Origin of the sequence: Nitrospira sp. (genome assembly GCA_037045225.1) — a bacterium.
Lineage (GTDB): Bacteria > Nitrospirota > Nitrospiria > Nitrospirales > Nitrospiraceae > Nitrospira_A.
The window spans coordinates 3,605,618-3,632,593 of record JBAOHZ010000009.1 but is presented as its reverse complement, the minus strand read 5'-3'; the positions used below and the strand labels follow the sequence as shown (position 1 = coordinate 3,632,593).

Sequence of the window (26,976 nt, the reverse complement as noted above, 5' to 3'; positions counted from 1 at the left end):
GTGACTGCTGTTTCGCCCGCCTTAGGCGGCTTTAGAGGAAGGCCCTTTCCCCTGCTCATTCGACTTGTTGCGGAACACCGGCAAGGTATCCTCCCAGAACACCTTGAGCTGGTGCGCCAGCTCCTGCACGTGCGGCGCGACAAATAACCGCCCCGAATCTTCGGCCGGCAGATAGATCGTGCGGCTCATTCCCGTCGCAGCCTCGCCGAAAACCAACCGCGTATCCTCACTCGAATTCGTCAACGGGTGTTTGGAGGCGACCACGTTCAACACCTGCCCATGAAACGGTTTCAGATCATACCGCGCCACTGCGTGGAAGGTGGCGTAGGTCACTTGGTCCTTGTACAGAAACTCGTCGTGATGTTCGGCCGCGTCGGTATGGTGCATGAGGTTCCAGAGCCGTTTCAACTTCCCTCTCCAGAATGGCAGCCACTCACGGGCCGGCAGTCGTCGCATGAGGCGAAGGTACGTGGTGATCTTCATCCACACGAATAGGATCGGCCACAGCAAATAGGGCGGCCGACTCCAGTGGGTCAGGTAGGACCGCGGGTGCCAGGATTCCATGACCGTCAGAATCACCTGCTCTCCTTGCGCCGTGAGTTGTTGGGCGATCTCATACGCTGCCAGCCCGCCTGTGCACGTGCCACCGATGAGGTACGGTCCGTGTGGCTGCACCGACCGGATTTCCTCGATGTAGTGCGCGGCCATCTCCTCCACACGCATGAACGGTTTCTCTCTGCCATCGAGACCTCTGGCCTGCAGTCCATAAAACGGCTGGGCTTCCCCGAGCAGCCTGGCCAGGCGGGCAAAAACGAGCACATTCCCACCGACCCCTGGCACGGCAAAGAATGGAGGATTCTTCCCCTCGGGTTGAATAGCCACCAACGACCGCCAGCGCACCGTACAACCCTCATCGGCCAGGACAGCCGCCAACTGCTCGATCGTCGGCGCCTGGAAGAGCATCGCCATCGGCAGGCGGATGCCGACGGTCTGCTCGATGGCGCTGAACATTCGCAGCGCCAGCAACGAATATCCGCCCAGGGCGAAGAAATTGTCTCGCACGCCGATAGGCGCAATTCCCAGAACCTGCTCCCAGATCGCCACCAATTGCAATTCCACTCGTGTCCTAGGCTCAATCGCCTGAGCGCTATCATGCACCGGCTCCGCCGACGGTGCGGGTAAGGCACCACGATCCACCTTCCCGTTCGGTGTCAGGGGAAACGTCTCCAGCGGCACGATCGCGGCCGGCACCATGTAGTCCGGCACCATGTCCTTGAGGGCACGTCGCAGGGCCAGCGGATCGCAGCTGCGGCCCTCTCTCGCCAGCACATACCCCACCAGCCGTTTGTCGCCCGGCACATCTTCCCGCACGATGACGACCGCCTGCCTGACGGTCGGATCATCCGCCAGCAACGTTTCGATTTCTCCGAGTTCGATCCGGAATCCGCGCAGCTTGACCTGATAGTCGATTCGGCCGACATAGTCGAGCCGTCCGTCCGGCAACCACTTGACCTGGTCGCCCGTACGATACAGCCGCTCACCCGCATGGAATGGACTCGGGACAAAACGCTCGGCCGTCAACTGCGGCGCCCCTCGGTATCCGCGCGCCAACCCCATCCCGCCGATATACAATTCGCCCGGAATCCCTACCGGGACCGGCACTCGATTCAGATCCAACACGTAGACGTGGGTATTGGCAATAGGGCGTCCGAGAGAGATCGTGCGCTCGGCGGCACGCACTCGCTCCAACGTCGACCAAATCGTGGTCTCGGTCGGTCCATACACATTCCAGACCGAAGCCGCCCTGGTAAGGAGCTCCTGCGCCAACTCCCGGGACAAGGCTTCTCCTCCGCATAACACTTTCACAGAACGCCCGCCGCGCCATCCCGCCTGCAACACCATTCTCCACGTTGCCGGCGTCGCCTGCATGACCGTGACCGTCCCTCGATCCAGTTCGCGCTGCAGCCACACCCCCTCCATCGCCTCCTGACGGCTCGCGAGAATAATACGCGCCCCGACCAGCAGCGGAAGATAGAGCTCCAAACCGGCGATATCGAACGACAGCGGCGTGAGCGCCAACAGTACGTCCCGGCTGCCGATCCCCGGCTCCTGTTCCATGGAGCGGAGGAAATTCACCAGAGCACGATGTTCAATCTCCACCCCCTTCGGCTGTCCGGTCGATCCCGAAGTGAACAGGACATACACAAGATGATCCGGCCTGGCGAGGGGGACCGGATTATCCTCCGGATACCGCGCCAAGAACTCTGCCTCCTGATCCAGACACACGACACGAAGCTGATGCTGAGGAAGTCCGCCAAGGAGTGTCGAATCCGTGACCAGCACCGCCGCATGACTGGCTTCGATCATGGCCGCCAATCTGCGGATCGGTAATCCAGGAACCAAGGGCAGGTACGCGCCGCCGGCCTTCATGACCGCCAGAAGGCTGATCAGCAATTCGGGAGACCGTTCGAGAAACACCGGCACCACGACATCCGGCCCTACACCCTGTTCCCGCAAGTGGTGCGCCAGCCGATTCGCCCGACGATTCAATTCGGCATACGACAATTCAGTGCCTTCGAATACCACGGCGATCGCATCGGGATTGCGGCCCACCTGCGCTTCAAACAATTGCGGGAAGCAGAGGTCGCGCTCCACCGACCGCTCCGTCGCGTTCCATTCACGAAGCATGCGATGCTGTTCCTGCTCAGTGAGAATCGCCACACGTCCGATCTTCTCCTCAGGATGCTCCGCAATGGACTCCATGAATTGCCGATACTCTGCCAACCACCGCTCTGCCGAGGTGCGATCAAACAGGTCGGTATTGAACTCCAGATAGGCTTTTCGCGAAGCCAGCGGGTCAATGGAAAGACCAAGATCCAATTGAGCCGCGCCTCGGCTCACCTCATAGGGCGTCCATGAGAGCTGCTGAAATTCCGTCCTGGCAAAGGGCGTATTGGCAAAGTTAAATAGCACTTGCACCAGCGGCAACCCGCCCTGGCTCCGGTCTGGGCGCAACTCCTCGACAAGTTTTTCAAACGGAATGTCCTGATGCGCATAGGCATCGAGCGACAGGTCTCTGACCTTTCCCAGCAATTCACGAAAGGTCACCTCTCCCGTGACATCCGTCCGCAATACCAGCGTATTCACGAACGTGCCGATCAGATCCTCGATCTCCAGCCGATTCCGATTCGCAATCGGCGTGCCGATGACCAAGTCCCGCTGTTGCGTAAGGCGATGCAGAAGACCGAAGAATCCCGCCAGGAACACCATATACAACGTGACGCCTTCCCTCACACTGAGCTGCTTGAGGCGATTCACCAGGGACCAGGACAGATCGAGGGAAACCTGGTCTCCCTTGAACGAATGAATCGGCAACCGCGGACGATCGGCCGGCAGGGTCAGCACCGGCAAGTCGGCCAACTTGCGCTTCCAGTGCGCAAGTTGGTCTTCGAGGACGGGGCCAGTCAGCCACGTCCGTTGCCATTGCGCGAAATCGGCATATTGAATCGGGAGATCAGGCTGGATGGGGGCAGGCTTCCCCCCACAGAAGGTGTTGTAGCACTTCACGAGTTCACGCGCGATCACGCCATACGACCATTGGTCGGAAATGATGTGATGCGTGCTGACAACCAACACATGATCCTCTTCACCCAACTGAACCAGCAGAATGCGGAGCAAGGGACCCAGCTCGAGGTTGAATGGAGCACGTGCTTCGGCGGTTGCCAACTCCAACGCCCGCGCCTCACGCATCTCCCGAGGCAACCCCCGCAGATCTTCTTCGACCCAGTGCGGATCCAATGAGGCATGAATGATTTGCCGCGCCTGCCCATCCACCGTGGCGAAGGTCGTACGCAGCGAGTCGTGCCGGCGCACCAGCTCAGCCACACTCCAGCGTAAGGCCTCTCGGTTGAGCGGCCCATGCAAACGCACGCTGGCCGGAATATTGTACGCCGCACCGGTCGGCGATAACTGATAGAGGAACCACATCCGTTCCTGCGCAAACGACAGCGGTAACGGTCCCTCTCCTACCGCCTTGGTCAACCCCTGCCCACCACGGGTCTGTTGCTGCCATCCGCCCGCTTGAGCCTGCGCGATCACCTCTGCCAATGTCGCAATCGTCGGCCGTTCAAAGACTTGCCGCAGCGGCAGGACCACTCGAAACAGGGCTTGGACCCTCGACACCAGCTGCGTTGCCAACAGCGAATGGCCGCCCAGTTCAAAGAAGTTGTCATGGACCCCGACGTCCTTCACGTGAAGGATCTCCCCCCAAATGTCGGCCAACACTTGCTCGGTGGGACTCCGCGGCGCGAGAAACTCAGAGGTGAGATCGACTTTACTGGCGCGACTGTCCGTGGCGACTCGCAGCGCAGCCCGATCTACCTTTCCATTGACAGTCAATGGAAGCGACTCCATTTCGACAAAGGCGGACGGAATCATGTGTGCGGGAAGCTGGCCACGCAATTGTTCACGCAGTTGTACCAGTCCCAGCCGGTTCTGCGGACGCGGGACCATGAAGGCGACGATCCGCTTATCGCCCGGCTGATCCTCCCGTACCTCGACCACCGCACGTTCCAACTCCGGATGCCGATTCAGGACCGCTTCGATTTCCTCTAATTCAATTCGATACCCGCGAATCTTGACCTGGCGATCCACACGGCCGCGATAGTCCAGCTGCCCATCCGGTCGCCAGCGGACCACGTCACCGGTCCGGTACAGCCGGGCTCCCGTACGACCGGAAAACGGATCGGGGATAAACTTTGAATCAGTCAGCTCCGGTCGGCCACGATAACCTCGCGCCACCCCGATTCCGCCGACGTACAGTTCCCCGGCCACTCCGACCGGAACCGGTCGGCGATGCTGATCCAACACATAGACGGAGCAGCGGCGAATCACCCGGCCGATCGGAAGATCTCCACACACCTCACCCTGCAGGCCGAAGCCCGTGAGATCCGACCAGGTGACGGCGACCGTCGTTTCGGTCGGTCCATAGGTGTTCAACAATCGAACGGTGCGACCGACCAATGTCGCCCATCGCTGCACGATCTGGGGAAGCACACGTTCGCCACCGATGATCACCGTCCTCACCGATTCCGGAAAGACGAGCCCTTCGAGTTCCATGCGGGTGACAACTTCATGCCAGTAGGCCGTCGGAAGGTCCAATAGCGTCACGTGCCATTCGCGGCATCGATCCAAGAACCCCGACACCGAATCAAGCATCACCGGCGTGCGCAACACCAGCGTCGCACCGGTCGTCAGGCACGGGAAGATTTCTTCGGCGGCGGTATCAAAACTCATCGAGGCGAATTGCAGCACCCGGTCAGGTCCTGAGACACCGGCGATCTCGGTGATCGCGCGCACATAGTTGGCAATCGATCGATGCTCGATCAGTACCCCCTTAGGTCGGCCGGTCGAACCAGACGTGTAGATCACATACGCCAAATTGTCGGGACTATCCGTGCCCTCGATCACACTGTCCGGAAAACGGGCAATCTGGTCCCATTCGGAATCAAGGCAAATGGTGTGGGGATTCGTCGCGGGGAGCCGGCCCAGTTGATCCTGCTGCGTCACTAACACCTGAACCTGGCTGTCTCGCAGCATATAGTCCAACCGGTCAGTCGGATAGTCCGCATCCAGCGGCAAATAGGCCCCGCCAGATTTCAGAATGCCGAGCATGCCGACGATCAGGTTGAGCGAACGCTCCAGGCAGAGCCCAACCACGACACCAGGCGTGACCCCTCGCCGACGGAGATAGTGCGCGACTCGGTTCGCTCGCGCATCCAACTCTCGGTAAGTCAACAGTTGATCGCCCTGTTGAACCGCAATGGCGTCAGGCGTGCGCACCACCTGCGCTTCGATCAGGCGATGGAGGCAATGATCCGCTTCCATCACGTCCGGAGATTGTCCCCACATCACCACCGTCTCACGCAGCTCCGTCTCCGTCATGAGCGGCAGAGACCCGATTTTCGCGGCAGGCTCGTCGACGAGCCCTTCCAACACACGCACGAAATGCTGGTGCATCCGCGCCACCCGGTCAGGCGAAAACAGTTCTTCCTTGTATTCGAAGTAGCCGGTTACGCCTTGCTCCGATTCCGACAACTCGAGACAGAGGTCAAACTGCCCGCTCTGCTGGGGAATCACATAGGCCTCCCACTCCGGCAGGCGAGATTCCGCCAATGCGGAGGGCGATCGGCCCATCTGCCGGTCGAGCTCCGCCAACAACTTGAACTGTTGCAGCACGAACAGGATTTGCGCCACAGGCGCCCGCTGGCGGTCGCGCGCCGGCCGCAAGTCCGACACGAGCCGCGCATAGGGGTAGTCCTGGTGATCGAGTGCTTCGAGGATGCTGTGCTTAGTCTGCGCCAGAAGTTCGCGGCGGCTGGACTCGGCCTGAACCGATTCCCGCAGCACGAGCATATTCACAAAATCGCCGACGGTCTCGGAAAATCGAGACCGGCTTCGACCGAATACCGGCGTGACAATGGCGGTGTCTTCGACGCTGGTGTAGCGATACAACAGGGCTTGCAGCGCCGTCAGGCAGACGGCGTACAACGTCGTCCCTTCCGCCAGCGCCCACGCCTTCAGTCGCTCGGTCAATACCCGATCAATATGGACCGCCTGCCACGCATACCGGCTTGGCTCCACCGTCGTCGGGGGTCGATCGTAGAGCATGTCATAATTCGGTAGTTCACCCGCGAGGCGCGCCTTCCAATAAGAACCCAGCCGCCGACCTTCCTCGCCGTCCAACAGCCCCCGATGCCAGCGGACGAACTCCTGATAGGGAACCGGCGGGTAGTCGTCTCCGTCTGGGAGATCCTGAACGGTCCCCTCGCCGGAGGTGAAGTGCCGCTTGAGCTCATCCACCAGCTGGATCATCGACCAACCATCCACGGCAATATGGTGTGCGACCAACAGCAGCCACGCCTGGTGTTCGCCCGTAAATACAGCCGCCCTCCACAACGGGCCCTTCGTCAGGTCGAACGGAACCGCCGCAGCCTCCATGATTGCCTGCCGCAAGCGCACCCAATCCCATGTCGCACTATCCACGACGCTCCAGCTCAGAGGCAGCCGATTGTGGATTCGTTGAACCGGCTTATCGTCCTGCATCTCATAGGTCGTGCGAAGGGTCGCGTGCCGCTCACCAAGTCGATCAAGCGCCTGCCGCAACGCGGCTTGATTCATAGTCAAAGGCAGCGGCAGTAGAACGGACACGTTGGCGGCGGAACTCTCCGGCGCCAATTGACTGAGAAACCAGAGCGCGGCCTGATTCTCGGAGAGCTCGCCGACCGGCCTCTCCGAGAAATTCGAACCATCGGTAGGCATGGATTCCGTATATCCCCGGACCATGCCCTCTTCAATGGTTACGGCCAGATCACTAAGCGTCGCACCTCCCAGCAGACGCTGTAACGAGAGCGGCACATGGAAGGACTCCTCCACACGATGCGAGACTTCCGCAGCCATCAATGAATCGAGCCCCAACAGATGAATCGGACGGTCAGGGGTGATGGCCTCTCGGCTGCATCTGAGACGATCGGCAAGTATCCCCTGCACTGCCCGCTCAATCTGCTGCCGCCGTGCATCAGGCGAAAGTAGGCGCAGGTCTTCTAGCTTCACGACTGTTACTTGCGCCGGTAATAAGGACACCGATACGACACTCTTCCCGATGATGGAAAGTTGGCCGGCCAGAAATTGATCTCGGCAGGCCCGCCGTTGGACTTTTCCGCTCGACGTCTTCGGCAAGCTCCCGGCCTTGATGAAGATGATAGTGAACACGTGGAGGTCATGCTGCTCGGATACAGCCGAACGCATCGCGGCGACCAGCTCATCGATGGCCAAGGCCGCTCCCTGACGCTCAACTTCCTGCACGACCACCACGGCTTCTTCTCCAGCCTCTTGCACGGAGAAGACTGCCGCGCCCCCGCCACGAAACAGCCTGTGGCACTGCTCCACGGTTCGCTCAATATCCTGAGGATAGTGATTTCTGCCTCGAACGATGAGCAGATCCTTCAACCGTCCCGTGACAAACACTTCACCGTTACGGACGAATCCGAGATCGCCGGTTCTGAGGAACGGCCCTTCCCCTGTATCACGAAGCGTTGCGCCGAACGTGCGCGCGGTTTCTTCCGGATTGTTCCAATATCCCTGCGTGGCGCTGGCGCCGGCCAACCAGATTTCGCCGACCTGCTGCGCCGCACAGCGAGACAAGGTGTCCGGATGAACGATGACCACCCTCGTATCTCCCACCGGAACACCGCAGCCGACGACCTGCCGTTTCGGAGCCATACCCGCCTGGGCCTCGGACACCAGTCCTCGCTCCAATGCCGTCGGGTCAAGCGCCTCTACGGTTGGTGCCACACCTTCTCGCTTCAACGAGATCAAGAGCGTGTACTCCGCCATCCCGTATGCAGGGAAAAATGCCTCGCGTCGGAACCCGGACGGGGCAAACGCGTCCACAAATCGCTCGATGGTATCGTGAGCGATCGGTTCCGCCCCGCAACTCGCCACCTGCCAACCGGAGAGATCCAACCGTGAACGATCCTCGAGAGCGATGGCCTCCACACAGCGACGATAGGCAAAGTTGGGCGCGCCGCTATGCGTCACCTGATATCGTTGAATCGCTTCAAGCCATCGAAGGGGGCGCTTCAGGAACGTGAGCGGTGACATGAGATACGAGGGGCGACCGATCCAGGCGGGCTGAATAATTCCCTTCACCAAACCGTAATCGTGGAAATGCGGCATCCAGGACAGCGTGACAGAATGGGCATCGTAGCAGCCGGCTTCGGTAATGCACCGACTCTGCGCGGTCAGGTTTCCGTGGCCGACCATGACGCCTTTGGGAGCGGCGGTCGATCCGGACGTATATTGCAGATAGGCTAGCGTAGAAACGAGCGGTTGCGTCGATGTCCATTGAGCCGTCGAGTCCAGAGTGGCAGCATCACACACCAGCCACTGTTCCGACGGAATCGCAAGCTCTTGGGCCCGAACCAGTTCTAGAATCTGGGTGGTGCTCAAGGCTCCGGCCACACCGGCATCCTCGGCAATACGTCGAACGCGCGCGACACCGATCCTTGGGCGAAAAGCATCCGGCGGAGGCACCGGCACGGCAACTAACCCCGCATACAACGCTCCCCAAAAGGATTGAACGAATTCAAGCCCGGGCGGATACACCAGCAGCAGGCGGTCTCCCGACGCGAATCTGGACTGCAGATAACCGGCAATCGAGCGGGCTTTGGTATCGAGATCTTTATAGGTCAGGACGGCATCGGGACTGATCCCATCGCGTAGGAAGACGTATGCTGCTTGGTCGGGCTGGTGTTCGGCCCGCCAACGTAGGATATCGAGAAGAGTCTCGCCGGGAGGAATGCTTACAGGCGGATGTCTGACCACAGAATGCTCAACCCCAGTGAGACGAGAAGCACCAAGAGGTCATGGGTCGTAGACTGATGATGAAACCGCGAAACACTCTGATCACATCACTGTCTCCGGCCGGTCTCAGATACCAGGTGAGTCTACGGCGGAATGTATACATTACAAAACAGAATCACCTTTTCCTCAATCGTGAGATACCCGTAGTGGCGGGAGAAAGTCTCTTCCAAGCATATGATTTCGTTTGAATCTGGAGTGCGACCAAGGTAAGCTGCACCTCTTCGTCGGCCATGGAGCGGAGAGGTGCGAGAGCGGCCGAATCGGACGGTCTCGAAAACCGTTGTCCTGAAAGGGACCGTGGGTTCGAATCCCACCCTCTCCGCCACACGCCATAGAACATCCTAGAACACCCACTCCTCTGCCTATTTCCCTTCTGTCTCAACGACTTATGAATTCCTTACCTACCGAGGCAAGGGACTCCCCCGCGTCTAGTGGTCTGTCAGACTCCGATGGTCCAAGCTACTCTCTGGCCCACACAGGAGGGCTGCATGTTTGAACAAACGGAAGCTGCGGTGGTGATGACGCTGTTGGCGCTGGGGGGAATTGCGTTGATGGCGGATGAGTCGATCGGAACGACGTGCATGCAGATGGTGAAATGGATTCGTACTCGTGGCAGGCGTTAACCGGCTCGTTTCTTCAACTCCCTCCGCAATTCGACCATCGCCAGGGTATCGCGTTCGCAGTACCGCAGAAGTGCCTCTTCGATCTGCGCCTTCTCGATCCAATCACTGACCGTGAAGATCATGCGGGCATATTCACAGGCTGCCACTCCCCCATCCCCGATAGCTAAATCGGCATAATTCAACGACGGCACCACGGCCGGCAGCACGGACTTGATCGAGTAGCTCCCCTCGAAACCTGGATGGTAGTAGTGATCCCTGATGACAATGTGCAGGTCCCACAATCTCGCGATCACCCGCTTCAGGTCCTTTCGCAGTGATGGAAAATCTTCCGCCAACCGCTCCAACACTGAGCGTTCATAACTCGAATACACACAGATACTACCCGCCGATCCCAACGACTCCAATAATGTGACGGTCAGTTCTTCACGCGGATCACGCCCGTCGCGGCAGAGATACTCGCCATGCGTGAGCGTCCCATCGAGGTATTCGATGTGGTTGGACCATTGAGTGGGAATCACCTGATAGGGCCGGGTCCCTACGAATTTGGGCACCGCCGGCATGAATGTCTCGAAATCCAAATGATGCACGGGATACTCGATCTGCTCCAGCGCCGACCGCAAACCCTCGCCAATCCATTCCCGATTGTCCCTTACACGTCGCTGAACCGGCGTCAACGTCACGTGGTCGGGAATGTCGTCGATAGTCTCCACACCCAACTCGCGCAGCTGAACGACCGTCTTGCTGCTCCCGGGCAAATGATAAATCCAGCGAGGCGGCTTCGTCTCTGTGCAATGCGCCCAGAAGGGACATTCATAGGGGCTGTGACAATGTTCATCCGGGGGAATGGCCGGCGCCGACATCTCGCTCAACGCAGCGTGCATCGAGGCCAGACGTGCAGACACGTCCGGCAAGCGCGGACGTATCGTGTCGTTCAGGGAACGGATGCTGAATAATTGGCCCAGGTCGAGTTCCACGCCGTCAAACACATACTGTGTATTCACATGCATGAGACAGATGTCGTCGAGCACCAGACCGGCCCCTTCGAGGACGTAACTCTGGATCGTCAAATCCTCCACGTGGGTCGCCTTCAGTTTGGTGGAAGATTTCACTTCCACCAGCCGCCAGGTGGATTGCCCGGACTCGTTCACTCCGACGCGCTCCAGGACATCGACACGGATCAAGACCTGGTCGAACTGAAACGCGCCTTCGAAGATGGCCGGCACCGTCGAATCCTGGAGCAGCTCCGCCGTCTGCGCCAGAGCCTCCTGCGATTGACGGTACCCGGCCGTGACGAGGCGCCCGCCGGGAAATCGCCGGCGGGCCAGTTCGCCGAGGTCCGTCCCCATGTCGAGAATGGCCTGCGTGGCCGCATCCGGCTTCGTGGCCAGCGCCGGAGCGTGGATTTCCAAATACAGCCGCTTGTGACACTGCAGCCCCGACAGATATCGTGATTTTGACAGCCGATAAGAGGAACGAGCGGCCGGTTCGGGCGTGATCAACATGGATGTTTCCAGGCTACCGAAGCAGTACTCCTCTTGTCCAGTCCCCGGAGAAGGACCTCCTCGCCCGCAACCGAGTTCTGATAGGATGACGCCCCATGGCCAACGGCGTCGCACAAATCAGACGATCAGTCATGACCCTCGCGCTCCCGGTCACGGTCAGCAGCCTGCTGCAACGAACCGAGGGCATTGTCGCGGTCTTTCTCGTGGGAGGGTTGGGCGCGATTTCCATCGCCGCCGTCGGGTTAGGACAACTGCTTGCCTTCATCGCGACGACGCTCGTCTCGGGCCTCTCGGTCGGAACCAACGTCATCATCGCGCAACAGTGGGGCGCCCGCCGGTATGACGAAGCCGGCCAGGCTGCCCGGCATTTTCTCGGCTTGTCGGTGTTGGTATCCTTCGGCCTGGCTCTGCTCGGCCTCTCGGCGAACTGGCTCATCATGCAGCTTCTCGGTGCCCAGCCGGAGGTCATTGCCCTCGCACTGCCCTATTCAAACCTGATCTTCCTGGTCATCCCCTTCACCGTGCTTCTCGCGGTGCTCTCGTCGATTCTCCAGGGCACCGGTGACACCAAGACACCGATGTACGCCATGATCCTGGTCAATGTGTTGCACATCGCCATTGCCTATCCGCTGATCTATGGTCGATGGGGACTCCCCGCATTCGGCATCAAGGGCGCTGCCGTGGCCGTGGGGATTGCAGAGGCAACGGGAGCGGTCTATCTCCTTGCCCGCTGCCGAACAATTCTCAAACCGTCGAACCGACTCAGATGGGATCTGATCCGCACCATGTGGCAGGTAGGCGCGCCGGTATCGGGCGAACGGATCGTGCAACAGGCCGGCATTCTGCTCTACACCAAAATCGTGTTGCTCTACGGCACGGTCTCCTACGCGGCGCACCAGGTCGGACTCTCGATCGAATCGCTCTCATTCCTACCGGGTTATGGCTTTGCCATCGCCGCCGCGACGATGGTCGGACAAAGTATCGGCGCCGGCAAATACACCAGGGCCAAGCTCGAAAACTGGGAAGCGAACCGGTTGGCCACCTTCATCATGTCCCTCATGGGCCTCGTTTTTTTCTTTTTTCCCTACGCCCTGCTGCGCGCCTTCACCAGCGATGAAGCAGTCATCGAGCTAGGTACCGTGTTTCTCAAGATCGTGGCATTGCTGCAAGTGCCGTTGGCCCTGACCATGGTGTTGGCCGGTTCATTACGCGGCGCGGGCGACACACGATTCATCATGATTGCCACGATGATCGGGATGTGGGGCGTACGCATTCCCCTCGCGCTTGTCGCAGGTTACTGGCTCACGATGGGGGTCGTCTACGTGTGGCTGGCGATGATCGCAGACTGGACCCTGCGCATGGCGCTCATGCTCTGGCGGTATCGGTCGGAGCGTTGGAAATCAATCCGGGTGCTCCGTTCCTCGACGACGTAGCCCGCTTAACGCTGGCCTTCGGTCGAACATTCCGGAGGCCTGACAGACGGCCGCGTATCCTTGCCCGATCCGGCCCGCACTTCGATCCGCCCGACGCCTTTCACATTGGCGCACAGATCACCCAACCCCGGCGTCACCAATCGGTAGGGACCACCCTTGCCGTCCGGCAGCGGCTGGCCGTCGAGTTCATACAGCAACAAGCCGAAATCCTGCGCCTGCTGCAGGGTGAGCGTCGCCGCATATTTGCCATCGACGGAATGAAACGTGACATGGTCGGCATCGACCGCGAGGGCTGGAATATCCAACAGGCCTTTGACGCGAATCGCCCGGCCCCGCATCGACGGCATCAGCTGACTGATATCTTCGACATGTTGTTCCTGGGGAAGTTGCGTCAGCGCCGTGCGCGTCAGGGAAACCGGTTGGACGACCGCGCCGTCGATCCGGACGACGCCTGGACCCGACGGTTCCCGCTCCGTGATGGCTTTCACCATCGCCGTTAACGCCTCGTTGACCGGTGTAGGAATGCCCAACTCCCGCCCCGTACGGACAATGTAGCCGTTCAGATAATCGATCTCCGTCGGGCGTTTCGCTTTCCAGTCATCGTACATCGAGGTATGGATGTCACGCAGTTCCTGGGTCCACTTCACCACCTTCTCGGCCATGTCCGGCGCCAAAGGCACCTTCACCGCCGCCGACACCGCCATCACTTCGCCCACGATCTGCCGGATCACACCCGCCATCTCCGGGTGATCCAGCGCCTTCGCCACCTTGTCGTCGATCACCACCGTGAGGGGATTAAAGACACAGTTCCAGCACATCTTTTCCCATTTGCTCTTCCGAATATCGTCGCTGAGCTGGCAGGGGAGGCCCGCCTGTTTGAAAATCTCCGCGATCTGCAACACACGGTCGCTCTTGTGACCCATGAGTTCGCCGATGGCCACGCCGCCCCGCTTGTAATGCTCGATGACGCCAGGTTCAACGATCTTCGAATAGATGAATGCCACGCCGCCGACCACACAATCACGGTGCACCCGGGCAATGATGCGATCCTCCGTATCGATACCGTTCTGAAGCGTGAGAATGACCGTACGGTCGGTCATCACCGGCTCCAGCTGCGCCATCACCTCGTCGAGGTCGTAGGCCTTCACGGCAAGAATAATGAGGTCGGGCTGCGCCAGCTGTCGCGGATCGGAGGCCGCCGGCGGATGCACGGTAAAATTACCCTTGGCGCTCTTGATCATCAAGCCATGGCGCTTCACGGCCTCCAGGGTGCGGGGGCGGAGCAGAAACGAGACGTTCGGATTATTGTTCGCGAGATGCGCCCCGAAGAAACCGCCGACGGAACCGGCCCCGACTACCATGATCTGCTTCATGAAATCCCTCACTCGTTGCGTTCGAAAAGACGGTACTATAGCATGTGGCCGCGCGCCTGAAACAGTGATCGCACCTCGCAATGAGGCCTATGGGAACCGGATCCACGCTCGGTTTAATTCGACACAAGCTGGCCTCGGCACGGTCGGTGACCGTGCTCACCGGCGCCGGGATCTCCGCCGACAGCGGGGTACCGACCTTTCGCGGAGCCGACGGACTCTGGCGAAATTTTCGACCGGAGGAGCTCGCAACCCCCGAGGCCTTCGCGCGTGATCCTCGCCTGGTATGGGAATGGTACAACTGGAGGCGTGAACTCATCGCGACCAAACGGCCTAATCCAGCGCACGAAGCTGTGGCTCAGATGGAGCAACGGTTCGAGCGGTTTTGGCTCATCACGCAAAATGTGGACGGATTGCACCGCGACGCCGGCTCACGCCGGTTATCCGAGATTCACGGTAACATCTGGATGGTGCGTTGCACACAGTGCCGGCGCGTGACTGACAATCGCGACGTGCCGATTACGATTCTGCCCCTGTGCGGCAGCTGTAACGGTCTGCTCCGCCCGCACATCGTCTGGTTTGGCGAATCACTCGCCGCGCAGGATCTCGAGGCCAGCGAGGCCGCGCTGCAATCCAGTGACTTGTGCCTGATTATCGGCACCTCCGGCCTGGTGTATCCGGCTGCAGGTTTTGGTTCGATTGCAAAACAGGCGGGCGCGTTTGTCGCGGAAATCAATCTCGACTCCACCGCGCAATCGGGCATTGTCGATGCGGCGCTCCAGGGACGCGCCAAAGACATCGTGCCGTTGTTATTGCAGGCGTAAGAGTAGCGGCAGCAATTCGTTGAGGGTGGAGATCGTCGTCCCGCTCGAGGGATGCGCGACCTCCCCTCGCGCCAGTAACACCCCCGTCAGTCCGACACCCTGCGCCCCCTTCACATCATCACGCTCACTATCCCCGACATGCAGCGCCTCCTCCGGATCGACCGCATGTTTCTCCAACGCGTGCTGAAAGATACGTGCGGATGGTTTGGCCGCATGCGCTAAACTCGAAATGGTGACCGTATCGAATAGATCGGCAATCCCTAAGCCACGCAGCACGGTAAACAACCGCGAGTCGAAGTTCGAAATGATGCCCAGCTCGAATCCCTGTCCCTTCAGAGTCTTGAGCACATCAACCGTCTCGGGGAAGAGACGCCAGGACTCCGGTTGCTCAAACCGCGCGAACACCTCTTCAAAAAACTCGTCGAAGGCCTCAAACATGCCCACGCGATAAAACACATTGTGCACGATGTCGAACCACCACAACCGCTCAGACTGTTTGATCGCGGCCGGTTCCGTCGCGGCGAACACCGGCGGCGGGGCGTCACGGAACGAACGGGCGAACGCAGATTTAATCGCGACCAATGAGTCGGGAGTTTTCCTGAAGCCATGTTGTTCCGCATGCTGCAGGTAAATTTCAGCCACGGACCCGTGAATATGGAACAGGGTATCGGCCGCATCGAAAAAGACGACTTGAATTCGGCTCTGCGTCATGGTGTGTACTCACTCCTCTGCTCGACCATCCTGACGGCGAGTAGGCCATCCGGCAAGCCGGCCGGATTCTACAGGATGGCACAGAGCACCGCCAGCCTCCAGTGCATCTCCCGTGGCGCAGCCAATGCCCCCGAGCAGACGGCTAATTTCGGCGTTTCCTTTGACAGGGTGCAAGGCCTTTGTTAGCTTCGGCTGAGTTACACACAAGAGGTACCGAGATGGGGTCCACGGTGTTTGTCGTCGATAGCAACCCCGACGTGCGTCGCATGGTGGAGCAACTCTCCCCCCCCGACGGCTATACCCTCGTGGGGTTTTCGGACGGCCCCTCTGCGCTCGACGCGGCTCGCGTCTCCAGTCCCGCACTGATTCTCGCCGACATTCATCTCGAGAAAATGACATTTTCCGGCTTCTGCAATGCGATCAGCCGGCAAGACCATTTAGCGGAAACGCTCATCGTCTCCCTTGTGGATGCAACCGACCGCTTCGACGAGGACAAATTGCGTTCGCTCGGAGTTCGGGCCGTCCTGAAGAAACCGTTTCAGAGCGAGCAATTGCTCTGCACCATCAATGGCATCCTCCGCGCCCCTATCGAGAAGCCGAGTACCGTAAAACCGACCAAAACACGGACGTGGCCCCCGGTCTCCACGGGAACGGACGATGGAGACGACGAATCGCCGGACGATGCGTCCCTCGATATGGAGAAGGAGCATACCCCCATGTCCTCAGCACCAACCCACGCGGCTGCGAAGGCCACATCATCGCCGACCTCAAGCGGGTCGAGCGGGGAGGCCTTAATGAAGGGGTTGTTCGATCACCTGTTGCACTCAGTCACAGAGCAGGCCGACCGGAAAATCAGCGAGCTACTTCCCTCGGCCATGGCCAAGGAAGTTGCGGGACAGGTGGGTCTTGCCGTAGGCAGGGCCGTCCAATCAGAAGTGGCAAAACAACTCACGGAAGCACTCGCACCGGAACGCCTGCAGGCTGCCATGCGCGAGTTGATTCAAGAGGAACTCACACGCCAGGCCCAGACACAACTTGCCGGCGTCGAGACTGCGGTGCGCCAGGCCGTCACGGAGTTGGCCCCTGCGCTTCTGGAGCAGTCAGCCCCCAAAAACCTGGGCGACCTCACGGAAGCCGGCGTGAAGCAACACCTGCCGGAGGCCTTGAAAGCACACCTGGGAATGATCGACCAGCTGGTGAAAAAGGAAGTCGCGCAAGTGGCCGCGAACTGCGCGCGAGAGGCAGCCGATGAAATTGTGCACGAATTGGCAAAAGATCCGATCCAGCAGGCGGTGCAGCGGATCGTTCCAGACGTGGCGGAAACTCAGATACGAGCGGAGATCAAACGACTGAGCTCGCCCGATTAACGTCCCGTTCGCCTATCCTCGCTTGACCTTCTTGGCCGCCGCACGGCGGGTCTTGACCAATCCCTTCATACGCTCCACGTTCTTCCGGTGCTTCTTGCGAGTCTTGCGATCCTTCTCTCGTCCCCTCGGCATAATCTCTCCTTCAACGGTGATGGGCTCTCAAACCGGCGATCTCGATCAACCGGCTGAACCGCCGGATGTATATCACAGGGCTTCAGTCCGCTACAACCTTTAGAACGATCCCGGACGCGCGTCCATTACCTTGTGAGCCCACACGGCACGTGTTAAGATGCGCCCGCGTCGCGCCCCTGGCGCATGAAGACAGCTGGAACCACGCAGAATATTTCCGCAGGATACTCAAAATGGCCGTCCTCATAGTCCATCTTTCATGAAACACCTCTCGTCCCCCGGTACAGCACGGTGGCCGTCCTTGACGGGAGACGCGGCACGCTCCATGGCTGTCGAGAGCTAGACTGGCCGGCTTTTTCAGCATCCTGGTAACACCATGTCCACACCACAACTCGACAAAACCTACAGCCCGCACGCCGTCGAAGACCGCTGGTACCAGCGCTGGATCGACGCCGGCCTGTTTCATGCCGACCCGGCCCATTCCGGGCAACCCTACTCGATGGTGATCCCTCCCCCGAACGTCACGGGATCGCTGCACGTCGGCCATGCGCTGAACAATACCCTGCAGGACATTCTGATTCGTTGGCGCCGCATGCAGGGCTACAATGTGCTCTGGATGCCCGGCACGGACCACGCGGGAATTGCCACCCAGAACGTGGTGGAACGGCAGCTCCAGACCGAAGGCACCACGCGGGAAGCACTCGGACGCGAAGAGTTTCTCAAACGGGTGTGGCAGTGGAAAGAAAAATCCGGCGGCACGATTATCTCCCAGCTCAAACGGCTTGGCGCCTCCTGCGATTGGGAGCGTGAACGCTTCACGATGGACGAGGGACTCTCGGAAGCCGTCCGCGAGGTTTTCGTGCGCCTGCATGCAGATGGGTTGCTCTATCGCGGCGAGCGCCTGATCAACTGGTGCCCACGCTGCCTGACGGCCCTGTCCGACATCGAAGTCGAACATGAAGAGATCACCGGCAAACTTTATACGATTCGTTATGCCCTGGTTGACGATCCCACTCAGGTGCTGTTTGTGGCGACGACACGACCTGAAACGCTGTTCGGTGACACGGCGGTGGCCGTGCACCCGGAGGATGAACGCTATCGTCACCTCATCGGCAAACAGATTCAGCTCCCCCTGACGACACGCGCGATTCCAATCGTCGGGGACTCGATCCTGGTCGACCGTGAATTCGGCACCGGCGCCGTCAAGATCACACCCGCCCATGACTTCAATGACTTTGAAGCAGGAGAACGCCATGGGCTCCGGCGCATCAAAATCCTGGACATCCATGCCAACCTTCGCTTGGAAGGCTCCCTGGCGGAGGCTGGAGTGGCGCAGGCCGTCGAGGGCCTTCCCGTTGCCAAGGCCAGACCGAAGATCGAACAACTGCTGACGGATCAGGGCTTGTTGGAAAAATCCGAGCCCCACAAAATGGCGCTCGGCAAATGCTACCGCTGCAAGACGGTTGTCGAACCCCTGTTGTCGGATCAATGGTTCGTCAAGATCAAGCCGCTCGCTGAGCCGGCGATTCAGGCGGTCGAGGATGGTCGGGTGAGGATCATTCCCGAGGCCTGGAAAAACAACTATCTCGGCTGGATGCGAGACATCAAAGACTGGTGCGTCTCCCGGCAAATCTGGTGGGGCCATCAGATTCCAGCCTGGTACTGCGAAACCTGTTACGGAAGCCCGTTTCTGCGCCGCTCCTCAGACGGGGCACCGCTGATTCCATCGGATGCAGCCGTCATCGTGGCAAAGACCACACCGACCACCTGTCCGAAGGGCCACTCGGGCGCATTGGTGCAAGACCCCGACGTGCTCGACACCTGGTTCTCCTCCGCCCTCTGGCCCTTTTCCACCTTGGGATGGCCGAAGCAGACGCCGGAGTTGAAAACCTTCTACCCGACATCCACCCTGGTCACCGGCCTCGACATTCTGTTTTTCTGGGTCGCGCGCATGATCATGATGGGCCTGAAGTTCATGGGCGAAGTGCCCTTCCGTGACGTGTATATCCATGCCCTGGTCCGCGATGCCGAAGGCCAGAAGATGAGTAAGTCCAAGGGCAACGTCATCGATCCCTTGCATGTGATGGAACAGTTCGGAACCGACGCCTTGCGTTTCACCATGGCCGCAATGGCTTCGCCGGGACGCGACGTCAAGCTGGCGGAAGAGCGAATCGAGGGTTACCGGAACTTCACGAACAAAATCTGGAACGCGGCCCGGTTCCTCCTCATGCACCTGGACGGCGAACGGGTTGAGGTTCCGCCGGCGCAGCGGTCGTTTCCCGACCGATGGATTCTGAGTCGCCTGAACGCCACCATCGGCACCGTCACGCAGGAATTGGAACAGTATCGATTCGACCGCGCATCGAGCGCCGTGTATCAATTCATCTGGCATGAGTACTGCGACAAGTACATTGAGATGATCAAGCCGGCGCTCAAGGATCAGGCGTCCGAACAAGCCAAGACTACGCGTCAGACCCTCGCTGAGACCTTCGAGACCATGATGCGATTGTTACATCCCTTCATGCCGTTTATTTCGGAAGAGATCTGGCAAACCCTGCCCCACGAAGGTGCCAGCATCGTCCGGCAACCCTACCCGACTGTCCGCGCCGACTGGGCTTCCCAAGAAGCCGAGCAGGAGTTCGCCCTGCTGGAGGAGTGCCGAGCCCTGATGAACCAGGAACGCGCGATCCTGAATTATCCCGCCGGCAAACGTCTCCCTTTCAAAGTGCACGGGAAGACGGACCAAGCCGCGGCAACCTTCCAGAAACATCGCGAACTGATCGAGTACATGGAAAACGTCGAGGATCTGTTTGTCGGAAGCACCTCGGACGTCACGGCTCCTCACCTGCTGACCCTGACGAGCGGCTCGGCCGAAGTCGGCACATCAATGGAGGGCGCCGATCTCCAGAAGGCCAAGGACAATGTGCTCAAGCAGATCGCGCTGCTTCAAAAAGAGGTGGCACGCACGCAGCAGAAACTGGGCAATCCCGATTTCGTGGCCAAGGCGCCGCCGGACGTCCTGACCGATCACCATGATCGACTGGCGCGTGAATCCCGCATGATCCAATTGTTTGAACAGGCGCTCCACCAGATCATCAGCGAGCAGAAACAAAATCAAGGCGCTTAACCAACAGACCATCCGCAACGCGGTCCAGCTGGCCCTCGACGAAGATCTCGCCCACGGCGACGTCACCACGAGCGCACTGTTTCCCCGCGCGATTCAGGCCCAGGCCGCCATCGTGGCGCACCAGCCTATGACCGTTGCCGGAGTCGCCGTCGCGCAGGAAGTCTTCCTCGCGGTGGACCGCTCGTTGCGCATCATCAAGACCATCAAAGACGGGACCACCGTCAAGTCGGACACGGAGGTCATCGTTGTACGAGGCGATGTACGGTCGTTGTTGACGGCGGAACGCGTGGCCGTCAATTTCCTCCAACATCTTTCTGGTATCGCCACGCTGACCGCGAAGTTTTGCGCTGCAGTCCGAAATACAGCGACCGCCATTCTCGATACCAGGAAGACCACACCGGGCCTGCGGGCGCTCGAAAAATGGGCGGTGCATTTAGGCGGTGGAAGAAACCATCGCTTCTCTTTGGGCGACGGCATCCTGATCAAAGACAATCATCTCGCCGTGTTGCGCTCCGCCGGCATCGACGTGGCCGAGGCCTGCCGGTTGGCACGCGCCCAAGCTCCGCACGGCCTTCGCATCGAGGTGGAAGCCAAGACGTTACAGGAAGTGAAAGAAGCGCTCGCCGGACGAGCCGACATCATTCTGCTCGACAATATGTCCCCGACCCTCGTGCAAAAAGCCGTAGCCCTCATCAAGAAACGCGCCCTGGTCGAAGTTTCAGGCGGCATCACTCTGCAGACGGTTGCCGACATGGCTCGAGCCGGCGTGGATTACATCTCCGTCGGCGCCCTGACGCATTCCGCACCAGCAGCCGACCTCAGCATGGACCTCACCGGCTATCGAGGGAGCCGTGGGCGAACCCGGTAAGGATCCGCCTCCAGCCGATCGGCTGGACATTGACCGCCTCCAAGCCTCCCTGCAGACACGGGCCTTCGGACGATCGCTCCGATATGCCCCATCAACCGCATCGACCAACGCAGACGCATTGGCATACCTGCAACAAGTGACCGACCCAGCGGCTCCACACGGAACCGTGATGCTGACCGACTGCCAAACAGCCGGTCGAGGCCGCCGTGGGCGCACCTGGCACTCTCCCCCTCAAGGCAACCTCTACATGTCTGTCATTGTCGTGCCTGAGCCAGGCGCCAAACGCGTAGGCCCCTGGCTCTCCTGGATCCCATTGTTTTCCGCCCTCGCGTCGGCCGACTGCCTGGTCAGCTGCACAAGACTTCCCGTCTCGGTGAAGTGGCCGAACGATCTGTTGATCGGCGACAAGAAAGTCGGTGGCATCCTCTGCGAACAAACCACCACCGCTGATAAAACTCTGGCGGTCGTCATCGGCATTGGACTCAACATCAATGCGGCACGCGACAGTTTTCCGGAGGAACTCAGAGCCGGCGTAACCACTCTGGCGGTAGAGGCCGGCCATCAGCTCGACCGCGTGGCGATCCTGACAGATCTCCTACTCCGGCTCGAGCAACGCATGGATCGGTTGTTCCACGACGGACCATCCGGCATGATCGATGAATTCACGCGGCGCTGCTCCACACTCGGCACAACTGTCCGTGTGACCCTGGAAGAAAACGGAATCGTCCAGGGGATCGCGGAGTCGATCGGCCCCGATGGATGCCTCTGTGTACGCGTGACCTCCGACCCCTCCCCCACTCTGCCGCACCGGCTCCTGGAAGTCAGAAGCGCAGAAGTCATCCATGTGCGGGGATGAAATTAGGCCACCTGTTGGGGTAGAGTGGGAACACGATGCTGCTGACCATCGACATCGGGAATACCAACGTGGTGTGGGGCCTGTTCGAGGATTCTACCTTGCGCGGTCATTGGCGCCTCGCGACCGAATCACGGCGAACCGACGATGAATACGGCATTCTCCTGCTCAATCTCTTAGACAACGCCGGCTTCAGCCCGGAACAGATCACCGGCTGTATCCTCTCCAGCGTCGTGCCCGCACTGACCGCCACCTTCGATTCCCTCGTGCAGACCTATTTCCACCAAACGCCCGTGATCGTCGGACCGGATACCGACTCCGGACTCACGTTACGGTATGCGAACCCGAAGGAGATCGGCAGTGACCGCATCGTCAACGCTGCGGCCGCCTATGCGCGGTACCAGTCCGATCTCATTATCGTCGACTTCGGCACCGCCACGACCTTCTGCGCCGTGACCAAATCCGCCGAGTATCTCGGCGGCGTCATCGCGCCAGGTCTTGGGATTTCAGCCGATGCCCTGTTCTCCAGGACCGCCAAGCTTCCCAAGGTGGAAATTATCCGGCCTAAGACCGTCATCGGGACCGATACGATCAGCGGCATTCAAAGCGGTCTCCTCTTTGGCTATGTCGGCTTGGTCGACGGCATCGTCCGACGCATGGAGCGGGAGCTCGGACGGACATCCACCGTCATCGCCACCGGAGGGCTTGCAACCGTCATTGCACAGGAAACCGAAACGATCCAAGAAGTCCTCCCCTTCCTGACACTCGAAGGGTTAGAATTCTTGTACCATCGAAACCGCCTGACGTAGGCCTGGCTCCCCACGAGTTGGCGTGACCTCTCGCCTCAAACCCTTAGGAACCTGAAAAGTCGATGTTTTCTTTCTATTCCCCGTTGACTTCCGTTTGTGGGTGGCTATCTCACTTTCCAGCAAAGGTGTAATCAATGTCTAAAGACGACAAGAATATTCACAGTATCGACAACTTAGACGGTTTTAGCGACGCATCGTTCGGCACGACTGAGGGGGGCAATGACCTTCAGAAGGTGCTGGATGCCAAGTCCGACGAATGCACAGCCCTCAACGAAAAATATTTGCGGCTGGCGGCAGAGTTCGACAACTACAAACGACTGGCCCAGCGCGACCAACGGGATCAAATCAAGTTCGGCAACGAACAGATTCTCAAAGAACTTTTACCCGTTGTGGACAATCTTGAGCGTGCCATTAAATCGTCGAAGGAAGCGCGGTCCGTCGATACCCTCACGGAGGGTGTGGAATTGACGCTGAAGCAACTCGTGAGTGCGCTGACGAAGTTCGGTGTCAAAGCAGTGGAGAGCGTCGGCTTGGCGTTCGACCCGGCCACGCAACAGGCAGTCGCCCAGGTAGCGTCGGATACGGTCCCTGAAAACCATGTCGTGGAAGAATACCAAAAGGGATATCTCCTCCAAGATCGCATCCTCCGCGCCGCCATGGTCACCGTGTCGACCGGAGCCGCAAACTAGGGCCGAATCATTGGTGTGAAGAACAGGTTTCACGAGCACAGCTGACACAATTGTTCACGTATTGATATTTTTTGCGAAGGAGCCAACCCATGGGCAAAGTTATCGGAATCGACCTCGGCACGACGAACTCCTGCGTCGCCATCATGAGCGGTGGAGACCCGGTTGTCATCGCCAATGCGGAAGGAAGTCGCACCACTCCGTCAGTGGTGGCCATCACGGATAAGAACGAACGCTTGGTCGGGCAGATCGCCAAGCGGCAGGCCATCACCAATCCGGAAAACACCATTTTCTCCGTCAAGCGCCTCATGGGACGTAAGTTCCGCAGCAAAGAAGTGCAGGAAGCCATGAAGCGACTCCCCTACAAGGTGGTCGAGGCGGATAACGGCGATGCGCACGTCGAGTTGCGCGGGAAGCGTTATAGCCCGCCGGAAGTCTCCGCCATGATCCTGCAGAAAATGCGACAGACCGCCGAAGATTACCTGGGCGAGAAGGTCACCGAAGCAGTGGTGACAGTCCCGGCCTATTTCGACGACAGCCAGCGCCAGGCCACCAAGGATGCGGGGCAGATCGCCGGATTGAACGTTCTGCGCATCATCAACGAACCGACGGCGGCCTCACTGGCCTATGGTCTTGATAAGAAAAAAGACGAGCGCATCGTCGTCTACGATCTCGGCGGCGGTACCTTTGACGTGTCCATCCTCGAAATCGGCGACGGAGTATTCGAGGTCAAGTCCACGAACGGCGACACCTATCTCGGTGGCGACGACTTCGATGAGCGCGTGATGGACTGGCTCGTCGAGGAGTTTAAGAAGGATCAAGGCATCGACCTGCGCAAAGACCGGATGGCCTTGCAGCGCCTCAAGGAATCGGCGGAACGGGCCAAGATCGAACTCTCCTCGTCACAGGAAACCGAAATCAACCTGCCGTTTATTACGGCAGATGCCAGCGGTCCGAAGCACATGGTCACGAAATTGACCCGTGCGAAGCTGGAACAACTCGTCGGCGACCTCGTCCAACGCACCATCGAGCCCTGCCGGAAAGCCTTGGCGGATGCCGGTGTGAGCGCAAAGGACATCCAGGAAGTCGTGTTGGTCGGCGGTATGACCCGCATGCCGAAAGTCATTCAAGTCGTGAAGGAGTTCTTCGGCAAAGAACCGCATCGCGGCGTAAACCCGGACGAAGTCGTGGCGATTGGAGCCGGCGTCCAGGGCGGCGTGCTCAAGGGAGAAGTCAAGGACGTGCTGCTGTTGGATGTCACGCCCTTGTCGCTCGGTATCGAAACCCTCGGCGGCGTTTTCACGAAGTTGATCGAGCGCAACACCACAATTCCCACGAAGAAGAGCCAGGTGTTCTCGACCGCTGCCGACAACCAGACCGCCGTCACCATTCGCGTGTTCCAGGGCGAACGTGAAATGGCAAACGACAACAAGTTGTTGGGGCAATTCGATCTCGTCGGCATTCCTCCCGCTCCGCGCGGAATGCCCCAGGTCGAAGTCTCCTTCGACATCGATGCCAACGGTATCGTGCACGTCGCGGCCAAAGACCTGGCCACGCAGAAGGAACAGTCCATCAAGATTACGGCCTCAAGCGGACTCAGCAAGGACGAAGTCGATAAGCTCGTCAAGGACGCCCAGTCGCACACCGAGGACGACAAGAAACGCCGTCGGGTAGCTGAAGCTCGGAACCAGGCCGACTCGTTGCTGTATAGCACCGAAAAGAACCTGACCGAACATGGCGACAAGATTGGTGAAGACGATAAGACCAAGATCACCGAAGCCATCGCCGGACTCCGTAAGGCGATGGAAGGCGACGATCCCGCCGCCATCGAAACAGCCACTCAGACGCTGACCACGGCTTCCCATAAGTTGGCTGAGGAGATGTACAAGAAAGCCTCCGCCGAAGCCGGTGCGGCTCCCGGTGCGGACGCATCCGCTTCATCCGGAGACGGCGGCGCCCAGGCCAAGACGGATGAAAAGGTCGTGGACGCGGAGTTCGAAGAAGTCGACAAGGACAAGAAGTAACACCCTCACTGATTGCACGACCGAGCTTCATCTCTTGATGAAGCTCGGTCGTGTTGCACATTTAACCGGGTAAAAATCTTCCGTGGCTAAGCGCGACTACTACGAAACTCTCGGCATCGAGCGAACCGCATCCGACGACGAGATCAAGAAGGCATTCCGAAAACTAGCCCGCCAACACCACCCCGATCTTCACACGTCGCCCGAGCAGAAAAAGTCTGCAGAAGAAAAATTCAAAGAACTCAACGAAGCCTACGAGGTCATCAGCGACCAGGAAAAACGGCGACGGTACGATGCCTTCGGCCACGCAGGCGGACCACAGGGGGCGGAGGGCTTCGACTTCGGCGGACAAGGCGGGTTCGGCGATATCTTCAACGATATTTTCGAAGACTTCTTCGGCCAGCCTCGCGGGCGGGGCCGCGCGGAGCGCGGCAACGACCTGCAATACAATCTTGAAGTGACCTTTGAAGAGTCGGTGTTCGGGAAGGAAGCGAAACTCAAAATCCCCCGGTGGGAAACATGCGCGGATTGCAAAGGCACCGGCGCTCGATCCGCCGCGGCCATCAAGATGTGCCCGGCCTGTAAAGGACAGGGCCAGCTCCGCTTCCAACAGGGATTCTTCAGCGTCAGCCGGCCTTGCGGTCAGTGCGAGGGAGTCGGACAAATCATCACCGAACCGTGCCAAGCCTGCGGTGGGCGGCAGCGTATCCGAAAGGAACGCATGCTCTCCGTGCAAATACCCGGCGGAATTGAAACCGGCATGCGCCTGCGCCTCGCCAATGAGGGGGAGCATGGCGCGCAAGGCGGTCCCCAGGGGGACCTGTATGTCGCCATCACAGTGAAGCCCCATCCTCATTTCCGCCGCGAGGCTCAGGATATTGTGTCAGACCTTCCCGTGAATCTCGTCACCGCGATCCTCGGCGGCCGGGTGGAAGTACCGACGCTCAAGGGCAATACTTTTATGAAGATTCCTGCCGGCACCCAACCGGACAAGATTCTCAAACTGAAAGGCCTTGGGTTTCCGAACCTCAAGGGCGGCCATACCGGCGATCAATTGTTCCACGTCAAAGTCGAGATTCCAACCAAGCTTACCTCGAAGCAAAAAGAGCTGCTGGAGGAGTTTGCCAAGGAAAGCGGGTACACCAAAGACACCGAGGGCGAAGGATTTCTAGACAAGATGAAAACGTTCTTCGAATAGACCGATCACCGTCCCCCGCCTGATCCGCCGAC

At 59.5% G+C, this 26,976-nt stretch carries 15 protein-coding genes and 1 tRNA gene; 12 read left to right on the top strand and 4 right to left on the bottom strand.

Annotated features, from left to right (window positions below):
* Positions 1 to 21 precede the first annotated feature (21 nt).
* Complete coding sequence (locus tag V9G17_17950; protein ID MEI2754479.1) at positions 22 to 9,384, bottom strand: amino acid adenylation domain-containing protein; 9,363 nt, start codon at positions 9,382 to 9,384, stop codon at positions 22 to 24.
* 276 nt (positions 9,385 to 9,660) lie between these two features.
* On the opposite strand from V9G17_17950, the gene V9G17_17945 reads away from it, so the two are divergent.
* Positions 9,661 to 9,748 (top strand) — tRNA-Ser (locus tag V9G17_17945).
* Between the two features lie 163 nt (positions 9,749 to 9,911).
* Positions 9,912 to 10,046 (top strand): hypothetical protein, encoded by a 135-nt coding sequence (locus V9G17_17940; protein ID MEI2754478.1) that lies wholly within the window; start codon positions 9,912 to 9,914, stop codon positions 10,044 to 10,046.
* On the opposite strand, the gene V9G17_17935 is transcribed toward V9G17_17940, so the two are convergent.
* Positions 10,043 to 11,548, bottom strand: a complete 1,506-nt coding sequence (locus tag V9G17_17935; GenBank protein MEI2754477.1) for a DUF2779 domain-containing protein — start codon at positions 11,546 to 11,548, stop codon at positions 10,043 to 10,045. The genes V9G17_17940 and V9G17_17935 overlap by 4 nt on opposite strands.
* Positions 11,549 to 11,643: 95 nt before the next feature.
* Between V9G17_17935 and V9G17_17930 the strand changes: the two genes are divergently transcribed.
* Positions 11,644 to 12,981, top strand: a complete 1,338-nt coding sequence (locus V9G17_17930) for an MATE family efflux transporter (protein ID MEI2754476.1) — start codon at positions 11,644 to 11,646, stop codon at positions 12,979 to 12,981.
* A gap of 5 nt (positions 12,982 to 12,986) precedes the next feature.
* Here V9G17_17930 and V9G17_17925 read toward each other — a convergent pair whose 3' ends face one another.
* Positions 12,987 to 14,354 (bottom strand): 2-dehydropantoate 2-reductase, encoded by a 1,368-nt coding sequence (locus V9G17_17925; GenBank protein ID MEI2754475.1) that lies wholly within the window; start codon positions 14,352 to 14,354, stop codon positions 12,987 to 12,989.
* Between the two features lie 89 nt (positions 14,355 to 14,443).
* Between V9G17_17925 and V9G17_17920 the strand changes: the two genes are divergently transcribed.
* The gene (locus V9G17_17920; protein ID MEI2754474.1) at positions 14,444 to 15,175 is read left to right on the top strand and encodes an NAD-dependent deacylase; all 732 of its coding nucleotides are present in this window, start codon (positions 14,444 to 14,446) and stop codon (positions 15,173 to 15,175) included.
* Here V9G17_17920 and V9G17_17915 read toward each other — a convergent pair.
* A complete protein-coding gene (locus V9G17_17915; protein MEI2754473.1) occupies positions 15,161 to 15,886 on the bottom strand; it encodes an HAD-IA family hydrolase in 726 nt (241 codons plus the stop codon). The genes V9G17_17920 and V9G17_17915 overlap by 15 nt on opposite strands.
* A gap of 218 nt (positions 15,887 to 16,104) precedes the next feature.
* Here V9G17_17915 and V9G17_17910 point away from each other — a divergent pair, with 218 nt between their 5' ends.
* The 8 genes from V9G17_17910 (at position 16,105) to dnaJ (ending at position 26,944) form a co-directional block, all read left to right on the top strand.
* Positions 16,105 to 17,253: a response regulator gene (locus V9G17_17910; GenBank protein MEI2754472.1), complete on the top strand. Its 1,149-nt coding sequence runs from the start codon at positions 16,105 to 16,107 to the stop codon at positions 17,251 to 17,253.
* A gap of 505 nt (positions 17,254 to 17,758) precedes the next feature.
* On the top strand, positions 17,759 to 20,509 hold the full coding sequence (locus V9G17_17905) for a valine--tRNA ligase (protein MEI2754471.1): 2,751 nt from the start codon (positions 17,759 to 17,761) through the stop codon (positions 20,507 to 20,509).
* Positions 20,454 to 21,377, top strand: a complete 924-nt coding sequence (gene nadC / locus V9G17_17900) for a carboxylating nicotinate-nucleotide diphosphorylase (GenBank protein ID MEI2754470.1) — start codon at positions 20,454 to 20,456, stop codon at positions 21,375 to 21,377. The genes V9G17_17905 and nadC overlap by 56 nt, the downstream gene beginning before the upstream one ends.
* A complete protein-coding gene (locus V9G17_17895) occupies positions 21,361 to 22,233 on the top strand; it encodes a biotin--[acetyl-CoA-carboxylase] ligase (protein MEI2754469.1) in 873 nt (290 codons plus the stop codon). Before nadC ends, V9G17_17895 begins: the two co-directional genes overlap by 17 nt.
* A gap of 35 nt (positions 22,234 to 22,268) precedes the next feature.
* A complete protein-coding gene (locus tag V9G17_17890) occupies positions 22,269 to 23,039 on the top strand; it encodes a type III pantothenate kinase (protein ID MEI2754468.1) in 771 nt (256 codons plus the stop codon).
* A 134-nt stretch (positions 23,040 to 23,173) separates the two neighbouring features.
* On the top strand, positions 23,174 to 23,728 hold the full coding sequence (gene grpE / locus V9G17_17885) for a nucleotide exchange factor GrpE (protein ID MEI2754467.1): 555 nt from the start codon (positions 23,174 to 23,176) through the stop codon (positions 23,726 to 23,728).
* Positions 23,729 to 23,817: 89 nt separating this feature from the next.
* Complete coding sequence (gene dnaK, locus V9G17_17880) at positions 23,818 to 25,749, top strand: molecular chaperone DnaK (protein MEI2754466.1); 1,932 nt, start codon at positions 23,818 to 23,820, stop codon at positions 25,747 to 25,749.
* Between the two features lie 82 nt (positions 25,750 to 25,831).
* Positions 25,832 to 26,944: a molecular chaperone DnaJ gene (gene dnaJ, locus V9G17_17875; protein ID MEI2754465.1), complete on the top strand. Its 1,113-nt coding sequence runs from the start codon at positions 25,832 to 25,834 to the stop codon at positions 26,942 to 26,944.
* Positions 26,945 to 26,976: the final 32 nt, after the last annotated feature.